Genomic DNA, 11781 nt, shown 5'->3' on the forward strand with positions numbered 1-11781 from the left:
CAGAGTAGTGATCACTGATGCAGTTTATGTTTTTGCAGAAACTGTATGCCTTTGTCCGGAAAATCAGTAAATAACCCTTCTGCTCCGGCCTGAATATAAATAGCATCAAATAACTGTTCAGTGTTTTCCGCATACGGCGGCAAGGCATCCGCGCGGACAGTAAACGGATGGATCATCAGTTGCGAAGCGTGTGCCTCTTTTGCCATCGGCGTCAGAGTGATGTGACCCGGTTTGGACTCCTTGCTGATAAGCATATGATAATCAGGCCCGATACCACCAGCATATGCTGCGATTTTACTCATCGCACCGGGAGCCATCATCCAGTCGTAGTTATAGTTGACCCATTTGCCTTCCGCATTCTGTTCAAAGGTTTCCTGCCAGTCGGTGTAAGCGATCAGTTGTATCAGCATCAGATCCATCTTCATTTCCGGCATCAGTTCATTTTTGATGCGCTTTAATTCATTCGGATCGAAACACTGAAGAAATACCCCGGAATCTTTAGTCTGGTAGCCGTAGGCTTTCAGCACTTCCAGGGTTTTACGGGTGATATCTTTACCTTCCTGATGGTGGAACCACGGCGCTTTGATTTCCGGGTAAATCCCGGTGTTTTTTCCGGTGGAATGATTCAGACCCTGAATGAACTCAAGTTCTTCCTGAAAGGTATGAATACGGAAATCTGATTTTCCCATAGGAAAACGACCCGGATATTTTTGTACCGCTTTACCGTTTTCGATTTCAAACCCCTCCGTAAATTTCAGGGATTTAATTTCCGCGAGGGTAAAATCGATGGCGTAGTAACGGCCATCCTTACGCGCGCGATCCGGAAAGCGTTTTGCCACATCGGTAACACGGTCGAGATAATGGTCATGCAGGACGATGAGTTCATCATCTTTGGTCATCACCAGATCCTGTTCCAGATAATCAGCACCCTGCGCATATGCCATCGCTTTGGCCGGCAGGGTATGCTCCGGCAGATAGCCGCTGGCACCGCGATGTGCAATCACAATCTTATTGTCTGCCGCAAAAGCGGCAGAGCCGCAGAGCATGGCACCCGCAAGGGCACTGACAAGATAAAACTGACGGGATATATTCATCTGTCTGTCTCCGCTTAGGCTTTATTGCGGGCGATTTCATCGTGGTGTTTTTTCTCACCACGCATCACCACAACTAACAGGATCACAGCGAGCACACTGCCGCCAATCATCACACCGAAACCGCCGTCCCAGCCGAAATAATCCACGGTAAAGCCGACGATGGCACTTGCTGCCACAGAACCGCCGAGATAGCCGAATAATCCGGTGAATCCGGCGGCGGTACCGGCTGCTTTTTTCGGTGCCAGTTCCAGGGCATGCAGGCCGATAAGCATGACCGGGCCGTAAATCAGGAAGCCGATGGTGATCATACACGCCATATCAACAGACGGGTTACCCGGCGGGTTGAGCCAGAAGACCACGGTGGCAATCGTCACCAGCATCATAAAGAACACCCCGGTTGCACCACGGTTTCCTTTAAAGACTTTATCTGACATCCAGCCGCACAGCAGCGTGCCCGGGATCCCCGCCCATTCATACAGGAAATAGGCGACAGAATAGCCTGTTATATCGAAATGTTTGACTTCCCTGAGATAGGTCGGTGACCAGTCGAGAACGCCGTAACGCAGCAGATAAACAAAGACGTTAGCAACAGCGATATACCACAGTAACTTATTCGGCAGAATGTATTGCATGAAGATCTGTTTTGCCGTCAGTTCAACTTCGCTGTTCTCTGTGTAATCATCAGGATAGTCGTTTTTGTACTCTTCGATTGGTGGTAAGCCACAGGATTGCGGGGTATCCCGCATCAGGGCAAATGCGATGAGTGCCACCAGAATGGCCGCAAATGCCGGCATATAAAACGCCGCTTTCCAGTCACCGAACCAGTACATCCCCAGCAGCATCAGCATCGGCGGTAAACCGCCGCCGACGTTATGGGCACAGTTCCAGATTGATACAATCCCGCCGCGCTCCCTCTGTGACCACCAGTGCACCATGGTGCGTCCGCACGGCGGCCAGCCCATCCCCTGGAACCATCCGCAGAGAAACAGAAGAATAGCCATAATCCAGACGGAAGAGGTTGCCCAGTCGCAAAAGCCCATGATAAGCATGACAGCCGAGGCAAGGATAAGCCCGGTCGGGAGAAAATAGCGCGGGTTAGCCCGGTCAGAAAACGATCCCATGATAAATTTGGAAAGACCATAAGCAATGGAGATCGCAGACAATGCCGTTCCCAGTTCGCCTTTGGAAAATCCCTGCTCCATCAGACTGGGAAAGGCGAGGGCGAAATTTTTCCGGACCAGATAATAGGCAGCATAGCCAAAAAAGATACCAATAAAAATTTGCCAGCGCAGACGGCGGTATACCGGATCAATGCGATCAGCACTGAGCCTTTGAATATGCGGTGCGGGTTTAAACAGGCTTAGCATAGACATCCCCCTCGCTAAGTATTTGTCAGTATTTGGTGGCGAAGTTTACCGGAACATCAGCGGTTTTCTTCATATATTTTCCTTTTCGCTCACAGAATATTCGATTTAATTCGTTATTACTGTGAATGTCAGCACATGCGGTTACATACTGATTACAGTTGGTTGTTTTTTGTGATCTCTGACGGGTATCCGGGAGTTTGGTCTGCGGATATGTGCTTTTACCGGGTGAGGCGGGTTTTTGTTCTGGTGGTGATTATTGTTTTCGCGCATAAAAAACCGCCGGTATTAACCGGCGGCAGAGAGCAAAGAAAAGGAAAGAGGAATTAGTTGTGGTCTTCCCAGTCCTGTGCGCGGGCAACGGCTTTTTTCCAGCCGCTGTAGCGGACATTCCGTTCGGTGGTTTCAATGCCCGGACGGAAGGTTTTCTCGATGGTGGATTTGGCTTTGATTTCCTCGAGATCCTGCCAGAACCCGGTGGATAATCCGGCCAGCAGTGCCGCACCCAGTGCAGTACTTTCGCGGATCAGCGGGCGTTCCACTGACGTGCCCAGGATATCGGACTGGAACTGCATCAGGAAATTGTTTGCCACCGCACCGCCATCGACACGCAGCGCCTTCAGACGGGTTCCGGCATCGGCCTGCATGGCTTCCAGCACGTCGCGGGTCTGATAGGCGATAGATTCCAGGGTGGCACGGATCAGGTGATTGCTGTTCACACCCCGGGTCAGGCCGAAAATAGCACCGCGCGCATACGGATCCCAGTAAGGTGCGCCCAGGCCGGTAAAGGCAGGCACCACATACACACCGTTGCTGTCTTTGACTTTGGTGGCGAAATATTCGGAATCGGTGGCATCGGCAATGATTTTCATCTCATCGCGCAGCCACTGGATAGAAGCGCCGGCCACAAATACCGCGCCCTCAAGGGCATAATTCACTTCACCGCGCGGGCCGCAGGCGATAGTGGTCAGAAGACCGTGTTCGGACAGTACCGCTTCGTTACCGGTGTTCATCAGCAGGAAGCAGCCGGTGCCGTAGGTGTTTTTTGCCATACCCGGCTGAACACACATCTGGCCGAACAGCGCCGCCTGCTGGTCACCGGCGATACCGGAGATAGGAATACGGGTACCGCCTTTCCCGCCGATGTTGGTTTTGCCGTAGATTTCAGAGGACGCTTTCACTTCCGGCAGCATGGCGCGCGGAATGCCGAACAGATCGAGGATTTTCTGATCCCACTCCAGTGAGCGGATGTTATACAGCATGGTGCGTGAGGCGTTGGTGTGATCGGTGACGTGCACACGTCCCTGGGTCATGCGCCAGACCAGCCAGGTATCGACGGTTCCGAACAGTAATTCCCCTTTCTCCGCCTTCTCCCGCGCGCCTTCGACATTGTCGAGGATCCACTTCACTTTGGTGCCGGAAAAATACGGGTCGACCACCAGGCCGGTATTTTCCCGGATATAGCGGACCATCTCTTCATTCTGTTTGAGACCGGTGCAGTAATCTGCGGTCCGGCGGCACTGCCAGACAATCGCATTATAAACCGGTTTTCCGGTCTCTTTTTCCCAGACGATGGTGGTTTCGCGCTGGTTGGTGATACCGATCGCAGCGACTTCGTCCGGATGCACGTCGGTTTTGGCGAGGACTTCTGTTAAGACTGAGCTCTGTGTGGCCCAGATTTCCATCGGATCATGCTCCACCCAGCCCGGTTTCGGGTAGATTTGGGTGAATTCGCGCTGCGCGATATCGATAATATTGGCATTACGATCAAAAAGTACCGCCCGTGAACTGGTGGTTCCCTGATCCAGTGCGACGATATACTTTTTCTCACGGGTGATTGTTTCTGTTGTCATAATTAAACCTGTTTTATTTCTGAGTGAACAAACACGCGATAACGTCAGAGTACGTGATTCGCTGCGGTATTATTTTTCGTCCCCGGTATTGCACACTTCGCACGGCAGATGGCGGCCGATCAGCTTGCGGTAACCGAATGCACCGAGTAACCCGCCGACGATCGGCGCAAACATCGGTACCAGGAAATACGGGATATCACGCCCGCCGGTGAAGGCAATATCTCCCCAGCCTGCAAGGTATGCAACCACTTTCGGGCCGAAGTCGCGGGCAGGGTTAAGGGCGAAACCGGTCAGCGGACCGAAGGAGCCGCCGATAACCGCAATCAGCAGACCAATCAGCAGCGGTGCCAGCGGGCCGCGCGGCACACCGTTGCCGTCATCGGTCAGTGCCAGGATAAGACAGACGAGGATAGCGGCGATCACCACTTCGATAAAGAACGCCTGACCCACGCTGACCGGTGCAGCAGGATAGGTGGAGAAAACCCCGGCGGTAAAGAGGCTTTCCTGTGAGCCGCGGACAATATGATGCACCTGGTCATAATCGAGGAACACATTGTAATACATGGCATAAACCAGCGCCGCAGCGGCAAACCCGCCGAGGAATTGGGCCACAATATACGGAATCACTTTACGGCGCTCAAAGCAGGCAAACAGCCAGAGCGCGAGTGTGACAGCCGGATTGAGATGCGCGCCGGAGATCCCGGCAGTCAGATACACCGCCAGTGCCACACCCAGACCCCAGATGATACTGATTTCCCATAATCCCAGTTGTGCACCGGCGATACGAACCGCGGCCACACAGCCTAAACCAAAGAAGACCAGCAGTGCTGTACCCAGGAATTCGGAGAGACATTGTCCGAAGAGGGTCGGAGATTTCATTAGACTCATAGTATCAATCCTGATAGTGCAAAATTAGGGTGAAATAAGTGCAAATTATTAACAAATAATGTTCTTCGTGTATCAGACGTATGTCTTAGTGTGAATTTATCGTTAATGAGCGGAAACGAGAAATAACGAAATCAAAAACTGTGGATCTCGTCAACAAATTGAGCGATTTCGCTTATTTTGTAACAGGCAGGCAACATTCAGGCGAATATCAGCCGGATTTTATTCTGCTGCATTATGGGGAATACACGGGATGTGACTGGACACATTGATAACACCTACTTACAATCAGAGCATCGCTTACAAGGAGGACGCAAGATGTCATTTGAAGTATTTGAAAAGCTGGAAGCAAAAGTCCAGCAGGCTATCGACACCATCACTCTGTTACAGATGGAAATCGACGAATTAAAAGAAACGAACAACAACCTGAACCGCGAAGTGCAGAATGCAGCCGGTGCCCGTGAGTCACTGGTGCGTGAAAACGAGCAGCTGAAGCAGGAACAGGCAGGCTGGCAGGAGCGTCTGCGGGCTTTACTCGGAAAAATGGACGACGTCCAGTAATTACGCGTCATCCTTCGCCCTGTGGCTGTGTTGGTTTCGCTCAGCTCCCCGGTCACATACTGATGTATGCTCCCGGGGTTCTTCGCTTCACCACCTTGCCACAGAACGAATGATTTAGCGTAATCGCGGTATTGCTGCACAGCGGCGTTGGCTTTGTTCGTCCGCCCCGGTCACATACTGGTGTATGCTCCCGGGGACGTCCTCACTTCGCCGCCTTGCTGCAAAACGAATGATTTAGTGTAATCGCGGTTTTGATGCAAAATAACTGATTGAGTGTTATGCGGTTTTTATCTTGTGTCATAACGACAAAAGGGCGGATATCCGCCCTTTTTGTTGTCTGTGTATCTGATGAGGATTACGCTTCGGTCAGCTCGTCTTCATCGTCATCATTTTCTTCCGGAAGCGTCAGCGGGATATCTGACAGGATAATCCCTGTGTTATCCGCATACAGATAATCGCCGGAGAAGAAGGTCACACCGCCGAAATTCACGCGGATATCACTGTCGCCGATACCTTCTGAACCACAGCCTGCGGGAATCGCGGCCATCGCCTGGATACCGATATCCATTTCAGCCAGATCATCCACCTGACGTACCGCGCCGTACACCACAATACCTTCCCAGCCGTTCTGCACAGCCAGTGCCGCGAGTTCCGCGTCAACCAGCGCACGGCGGACAGACCCGCCCCCGTCAACGAGGAGAATACGGCCCTCTCCCTCTTCTTCCAGGAGATCAAAGAGCAGTCCGTTATCTTCAAAGCATTTTACGGTGGTGATTTGCCCCGCAAACGATGAACAGCCCCCGAAATTGGAAAACAGGGGTTCAACGACATTCACATTTTCCTGGTAAATGTCACAAAGCTCGGAGGTGTCGAAGGTATCATTTTTCATAGGATTTTACGTCTGGTTGCTGCCGGATACAGTCAGTATAGCCCCTTCACACGGTTGTTTGCAAAATCAACAGCGGCCGCTTTCCGATCTGAATCAAGAAAGCGGCAGATTTCGGCGTAAATCCCGGTTACAGACGCTGGCAGATAAGCCCTGCGGAAAACAGGATATTGACCAGAAGTGCGGCTTTCACCATCTGTTCCAGCAGCGGACGCATTCCGGTGGCGGTCATATCCCCCAGCACACGCCTGATATGCATAAACAGTACCGGTGCGGAGAGCAGGAACAGCCAGCTGTACCAGCCGTGCAGATAGAGAAGGGTAAAGAGCACCAGGCACAGGAATGCCACGGTAATCACGGTGGCATGGTAATAGCGGGATTTCAGCGGACCGAGGCGGACGGCCAGCGTGTTTTTCCCGGCCAGGATATCATTTTCGATATCGCGCATATTATTGATATTCAGCACCGCAACAGACAGCAGACCGCAGGCGGTCGCCGGCAGAATAGTCAGCGGGCTGAAAAAACCGGCCTGCAGGTAATAGGTGCCTATCACACTCAGCCAGCCGAAAAAGATCAGAACAGAAATATCACCCAGCCCGAGGTAACCGTAGGGTTTTTTCCCGACCGTATAGGTGATTGCGGCGATAATCGCGGCCACACCTAACCCCAGGAAGCCGATAATATCTTCCGGTTTCTCGCAGGCGACAATAATCAGGGCCAGCCCGGACAGACAGGCGAGGGTGACGGTCAGAATCAGCGCCTTTTTCATCTGAGCGGCGGTGATAACACCTTTCTGCATACCACGCAGCGGCCCGAGGCGTGCTTCGGTATCGGTACCTTTTACCGCATCGCCGTAGTCATTGGCCAGATTCGACAAAATCTGCAGAATGCCGGTGGTGATAAGGGCGAGCAGGGCAACAGGGAATTTAAAGTGGCCGGTCCAGTAAGCCAGAGCGGAACCGGTAATAATCGCGATCACCCCGAGAGGTAATGTTTTGGGCCGCAGGCTTTCCAGCCAGGCTTGGGTACGGCTGATGGCCGGTGAAGGGGTGACTGACATTGAAACTCGCTTACTTTTCAGAATGAAATAATAACGACAAAAATAATAACGCAGACTGCCGGGCGGATTACACCCGTACAGTCTGAATACTATTATGTCTGATTATTATCAAATTACAGAATAAAGCGACTTAAATCTTCATCAGCCACGAGCTGATCCAGATGATCTTTCACATATTCCGCATTGATCTCAATGGATTGACCCTGTTTTTCACTGGCATCGTAGGAAATTTCTTCCATTAATCGTTCCAGCACCGTATGTAAACGACGGGCACCGATATTTTCGGTGGTTTCGTTGACCTGCCATGCAGATTCAGCAATTTTACGGATGCCGTCGGCTGTAAAGGTGATATCCACACCTTCGGTGGCCATCAGTGCTTTGTACTGAACCGTCAGTGAGGCGTTCGGTTCGGTCAGGATGCGCTCGAAATCTTCCGTGGTCAGTGCCTGTAATTCCACACGGATAGGCAGACGACCCTGTAATTCCGGGATCAGGTCAGACGGGCTGGAAACCTGGAACGCACCGGAGGCGATAAACAGGATGTGGTCGGTTTTGACCATGCCGTGCTTGGTGGAAACAGTACAGCCTTCAATCAGCGGCAGCAGGTCACGCTGAACCCCTTCGCGGGACACATCCGGCCCGGAGGACTGGCCGCCGCGCTTACAGATTTTATCGAACTCATCGATAAACACGATACCGTGCTGTTCAACCGCTTCAATGGCCTGCTCTTTCAGCTCTTCCGGATTGACCAGCTTGGCGGCTTCTTCCTCAACCAGCAGTTTGAAAGCTTCTTTGATCTTCATTTTGCGTGGTTTTTGTTTCTGTCCGGCCAGGTTCTGGAACATGGACTGTAACTGGCTGGTCATCTCTTCCATGCCCGGAGGTGCCATGATTTCCACACCCATTGGTGCGGCAGAGACTTCAATTTCAATGTCTTTGTCATCCAGCTGACCTTCGCGCAGCTTTTTGCGGAATGCCTGGCGGGCAGCTGACGGCTCTGCCTGGGTGTCAGTCTGGCCCCAGTTATTTTTTGCCGGCGGGATTAAAACATCGAGAATGCGTTCTTCGGCCATTTCCTCAGCACGGAAACGGTTTTTCTCGATAGACTGCAGACGCACCATTTTCACAGCGGAATCAGTCAGATCACGGATGATGGAATCCACTTCTTTACCGACATAACCGACTTCGGTGAATTTGGTGGCTTCGACTTTGATAAATGGCGCATTGGCCAGTTTAGCCAGACGACGGGCAATTTCGGTTTTACCGACACCGGTCGGGCCGATCATCAGAATATTTTTCGGGGTGACCTCGTGACGCAACTCCTCATTGAGCTGCATACGGCGCCAGCGGTTACGCAGCGCGATGGCAACAGCACGTTTGGCTTTATCCTGGCCGATAATATGGTTATCGAGTTCGCTGACAATTTCGCGTGGAGTCATTTCGGACATAACGTCGATCCTTATGCTTTTGAAGGTAATTCTTCAAAATTCAGATTGTGGTTGGTGTAGATACAGATATCACCGGCAATAGTCAGTGCGCGCTCCGCGATTTCACGGGCACTCAGATCGGTGGTTTCCAGCATGGCACGGGCTGCTGCCTGGGCGTACGGGCCGCCGGAACCAATGGCAATCAGATCATTTTCAGGCTGAACGACATCCCCCTGGCCGGTGATAATCAGCGATGCGGTTTCATCGGCAACGGCCAGCAGGGCTTCCAGTTTGCGCAGCATGCGGTCGGTACGCCAGTCTTTGGCGAGCTCAACGGCGGCTTTTGTCAGGTGTCCCTGATGGAGTTCAAGTTTGCGTTCAAACAGTTCGAAGAGGGTAAAGGCATCCGCGGTGCCACCGGCGAAACCGGCAATGACTTTGTCGTGATAGAGGCGGCGGACTTTGCGGACATTACCTTTCATGACGGTATTACCCATTGTCGCCTGCCCATCACCACCAATTACGACCTGGCCATTACGGCGAACACTTACGATTGTTGTCATGAGTCAGCCCCTGGTTGTGCTAAAGGATGGAGAGAGGCCGCCGGGTATATTCCCGGCGGCACAGAATTAACTAGAGATATGGGGGGAGGGCTGAAGGATTTCAACCCCCGGCGGAGCGAAGAATACAATTTGTTACGCCGGCATCAGCGGCACGGCTTTTCACCGACTGCGCGGCGGATTTTTCATACGGGCCGAGCATCACACGATACCAGCCGCCGCCCTGGGACACCCGGCTTTCGATACCGGAGAAGGCGAGACCGGCGCGGACTTCTTCTGCCTGACCACTCTCACGGAATGATCCGCACTGGATTAACCAGCGCTCAGGCGCAGCCTGCGGTTTTTCCTGTACCGGTTTTGGTTTCTCAGCCGGTTTTTCGGCCGGCTGCGGTGCCGGGCGGGTTTCCGGCTGCATACGCAGCTGCGGATCCTGGCCGGTAACCACAACCTGAGAGCGCGGAACCGTGCCGTTTGCCGGTACTTCCTGTAACTGAACCGGTGCCTGCTGCATATCAGACTGCATCTGTTCCAGCAGCAGCCGCTGTTCCTGGGTCAGTTTGGCATTCGGATCAATGCGGTTGGCCGGTGCCTGCGGGTTGGAGTAATACTGTTCCGGTACCCCGGCTTCGCGGTTTTCCAGCTCTTTGATATAACGCCAGCGCTCCTCCGGGATCGGCGGGAGACCGTTACCGGTACTCTGCTGATGCGCAGGCGGAATGATGCTGTCAGAAGCGGTCTGACTTTTTTTGTTATGGACCAGATAGAACAGGCCGCCGACAAAAACGACCACCAGTGCCACGGCGATCACCAATGTGGTGAACGGCAGGCCTTTCGCCTGACTTTTCTTCCGTGATTTACTTTTTTTACGCGGCGCAGAGCGTCCGCGTCCCACATAATCTCGTTGTGCCACTGTTTCAATTCACTAATGAGTCGGTTAAGGGAACATATTATTCAGCGTTACATGTTACTTAACCTTATGGATTTTGCCTAGCTTTTAGGCGCACAGGCACTTTCTCTGATGATTAAATCAGAATCCAGCAGGCGCGAGCCTTTTGCCACGGTGTGTCCCTGCAACTGTTCCAGCAGCAGTAAGAAAGACTGACGGCCGATTTCATAACGGGGCTGTGCGATAGTCGTCAGGGTCGGCGAACAGTATTGTGCAGCCGGTAAATCATCGAAACCGACAACCGAGAGATCCTGCGGCAGTGTCAGCCCCTGTTTTCTGGCTGCCCAGAGAACGCCGATAGCCATAATATCGTTGTGGCAGAAAATCGCGGTCGGTGGTTCCGGCAGTGCCAGCAGCTGTGCGGCACATTCCGCGCCGCTCTCGTGGGTGAAATCCCCGCGCACCAGATACTCTTCCCGTACCGGCATTCCCATACGGCGCATGGCCTGAATATACCCTTCGACACGGTACTGACACAACGGCAGTTCTTCCGGCCCGGAAATACAGGCGATACGGGTGTGTCCGAGTGACTGTAAGTAATGGGTGGCATTAAAGGCGGCGGTCAGGTTATCAATATTCACCGTCGGCAGCTCCAGCTCCGGGGCAAATTCGTTGGCCATCACCATCGGCGGGAAGTGACGCTGTTCATCGTGGCGGCTGTCAAACGGCACATCGGAGCCGAGCAGCACCATACCGTCAATTTGTTTGGTGACAATCAGATTCACAAAGGTGTGTTCCGGCTTGTGCTGATAACGGCAGTCACCGATCAGAACCAGATAGCCGTGTTTGGCGGCAATTTCCTCGATGCCGACAATAATATCGGTAAAAAACGGATCACCGATATCCGGCACAATCACCAGAATAGTGCGGGATTCGTTACGTTTCATCCCCCGGGACAGATTGTGCGGGTAATACCCCACTTCAAGGACAGCATTTTCCACTTTCTGCCGTGTCTGCACAGACACTTTCTCCGGATTCATCAGTGTCCGCGACACGGTCGCGGTCGAGACGCCTGCGGCTCTGGCGACATCTTTCATTGTCGCGCCGGTATCGTTACGGCGTGGTTCCATCATTAATTCCTTTGGTTACCCTGTAAGTGTATCGATTGCGCGGTTTTTGTGATCATTATGGTCCGCTGGACTTTT

General features: G+C 52.6%; 11 protein-coding genes. 1 reads left to right on the forward strand and 10 read right to left on the reverse strand.

Annotation, left to right across the window (positions count from 1 at the left end):
- Nucleotides 1-11 precede the first annotated feature (11 nt).
- From glpQ to ACSBQN_RS17810, 4 genes are all read right to left on the reverse strand, one after another.
- Complete coding sequence (glpQ, locus tag ACSBQN_RS17795; RefSeq protein ID WP_434991792.1) at nt 12-1094, reverse strand: glycerophosphodiester phosphodiesterase; 1083 nt, start codon at nt 1092-1094, stop codon at nt 12-14.
- Between the two features lie 14 nt (nt 1095-1108).
- Nucleotides 1109-2461 carry a glycerol-3-phosphate transporter gene (gene glpT, locus ACSBQN_RS17800; RefSeq protein ID WP_024473651.1) on the reverse strand — a complete coding sequence of 451 codons (1353 nt, stop codon included), beginning with the start codon at nt 2459-2461 and terminating at the stop codon, nt 1109-1111.
- 323 nt (nt 2462-2784) lie between these two features.
- Complete coding sequence (glpK, locus tag ACSBQN_RS17805) at nt 2785-4311, reverse strand: glycerol kinase GlpK (protein ID WP_024473650.1); 1527 nt, start codon at nt 4309-4311, stop codon at nt 2785-2787.
- Between the two features lie 69 nt (nt 4312-4380).
- Nucleotides 4381-5199, reverse strand: coding sequence for an MIP/aquaporin family protein (locus tag ACSBQN_RS17810; protein ID WP_015422391.1), 819 nt, complete (start codon nt 5197-5199; stop codon nt 4381-4383).
- Nucleotides 5200-5514: 315 nt separating this feature from the next.
- Here ACSBQN_RS17810 and zapB point away from each other — a divergent pair, with 315 nt between their 5' ends.
- On the forward strand, nt 5515-5757 hold the full coding sequence (zapB, locus tag ACSBQN_RS17815; protein ID WP_004236611.1) for a cell division protein ZapB: 243 nt from the start codon (nt 5515-5517) through the stop codon (nt 5755-5757).
- A 355-nt stretch (nt 5758-6112) separates the two neighbouring features.
- Here the strand turns inward: zapB and rraA are convergent, their stop codons facing one another.
- The 6 genes from rraA to cytR all read right to left on the reverse strand — a co-directional run bounded on the left by rraA (nt 6113) and on the right by cytR (nt 11706).
- Nucleotides 6113-6646 carry a ribonuclease E activity regulator RraA gene (gene rraA / locus ACSBQN_RS17820; protein ID WP_004236610.1) on the reverse strand — a complete coding sequence of 178 codons (534 nt, stop codon included), beginning with the start codon at nt 6644-6646 and terminating at the stop codon, nt 6113-6115.
- A gap of 127 nt (nt 6647-6773) precedes the next feature.
- Nucleotides 6774-7703, reverse strand: a complete 930-nt coding sequence (locus ACSBQN_RS17825) for a 1,4-dihydroxy-2-naphthoate polyprenyltransferase (protein WP_004236609.1) — start codon at nt 7701-7703, stop codon at nt 6774-6776.
- A 113-nt stretch (nt 7704-7816) separates the two neighbouring features.
- Nucleotides 7817-9151 (reverse strand): HslU--HslV peptidase ATPase subunit, encoded by a 1335-nt coding sequence (gene hslU / locus ACSBQN_RS17830; RefSeq protein ID WP_004236608.1) that lies wholly within the window; start codon nt 9149-9151, stop codon nt 7817-7819.
- Nucleotides 9152-9162: 11 nt separating this feature from the next.
- Nucleotides 9163-9693 carry an ATP-dependent protease subunit HslV gene (gene hslV, locus ACSBQN_RS17835; protein WP_015422392.1) on the reverse strand — a complete coding sequence of 177 codons (531 nt, stop codon included), beginning with the start codon at nt 9691-9693 and terminating at the stop codon, nt 9163-9165.
- A gap of 100 nt (nt 9694-9793) precedes the next feature.
- Nucleotides 9794-10600, reverse strand: a complete 807-nt coding sequence (ftsN, locus tag ACSBQN_RS17840) for a cell division protein FtsN (protein ID WP_024473649.1) — start codon at nt 10598-10600, stop codon at nt 9794-9796.
- Between the two features lie 77 nt (nt 10601-10677).
- Nucleotides 10678-11706: a DNA-binding transcriptional regulator CytR gene (gene cytR / locus ACSBQN_RS17845; protein ID WP_024473648.1), complete on the reverse strand. Its 1029-nt coding sequence runs from the start codon at nt 11704-11706 to the stop codon at nt 10678-10680.
- Nucleotides 11707-11781: the final 75 nt, after the last annotated feature.

This window comes from Morganella sp. B601, assembly GCF_051172335.1.
Classification (GTDB): Bacteria; Pseudomonadota; Gammaproteobacteria; order Enterobacterales; family Enterobacteriaceae; genus Morganella; species Morganella morganii.

Excerpts from the sequence above, each read along its gene's own strand:
- glpQ (WP_434991792.1), bottom strand. The coding sequence starts at position 1,094 with ATGAATATATCCCGTCAGTTTTATCTTGTCAGTGCCCTTGCGGGTGCC.
- glpT (WP_024473651.1), bottom strand. The coding sequence starts at position 2,461 with ATGCTAAGCCTGTTTAAACCCGCACCGCATATTCAAAGGCTCAGTGCT.
- glpK (WP_024473650.1), bottom strand. The coding sequence starts at position 4,311 with ATGACAACAGAAACAATCACCCGTGAGAAAAAGTATATCGTCGCACTG.
- ACSBQN_RS17810 (WP_015422391.1), bottom strand. The coding sequence starts at position 5,199 with ATGAGTCTAATGAAATCTCCGACCCTCTTCGGACAATGTCTCTCCGAA.
- zapB (WP_004236611.1), top strand. The coding sequence starts at position 5,515 with ATGTCATTTGAAGTATTTGAAAAGCTGGAAGCAAAAGTCCAGCAGGCT.
- rraA (WP_004236610.1), bottom strand. The coding sequence starts at position 6,646 with ATGAAAAATGATACCTTCGACACCTCCGAGCTTTGTGACATTTACCAG.
- ACSBQN_RS17825 (WP_004236609.1), bottom strand. The coding sequence starts at position 7,703 with ATGTCAGTCACCCCTTCACCGGCCATCAGCCGTACCCAAGCCTGGCTG.
- hslU (WP_004236608.1), bottom strand. The coding sequence starts at position 9,151 with ATGTCCGAAATGACTCCACGCGAAATTGTCAGCGAACTCGATAACCAT.
- hslV (WP_015422392.1), bottom strand. The coding sequence starts at position 9,693 with ATGACAACAATCGTAAGTGTTCGCCGTAATGGCCAGGTCGTAATTGGT.
- cytR (WP_024473648.1), bottom strand. The coding sequence starts at position 11,706 with ATGGAACCACGCCGTAACGATACCGGCGCGACAATGAAAGATGTCGCC.